Origin of the sequence: Duganella guangzhouensis, assembly GCF_009674535.1 — a bacterium.
In the GTDB taxonomy this organism is placed as follows: Bacteria; Pseudomonadota; Gammaproteobacteria; order Burkholderiales; family Burkholderiaceae_D; genus Rugamonas; species Rugamonas guangzhouensis.
Window position 1 is genome coordinate 1 of sequence record NZ_WKJK01000085.1, and the last position, 231, is coordinate 231.

1 rRNA gene is annotated in these 231 nt (G+C 54.1%); it reads right to left on the reverse strand.

Annotation, left to right across the window (positions count from 1 at the left end):
- Nucleotides 1–12 precede the first annotated feature (12 nt).
- Nucleotides 13–231: ribosomal RNA gene (locus tag GJ699_RS35500) — 16S ribosomal RNA — on the reverse strand; the annotation flags it as partial.

A 231-nucleotide genomic window follows, 5' to 3' on the forward strand; every position in this document is an offset into this window, starting at 1 on the left:
TGCAAACTCTAGAAAGGAGGTGATCCAGCCGCACCTTCCGATACGGCTACCTTGTTACGACTTCACCCCAGTCACGAATCCTACCGTGGTAAGCGCCCTCCTTGCGGTTAAGCTACCTACTTCTGGTAAAACCCGCTCCCATGGTGTGACGGGCGGTGTGTACAAGACCCGGGAACGTATTCACCGCGACATGCTGATCCGCGATTACTAGCGATTCCAACTTCATGCAGT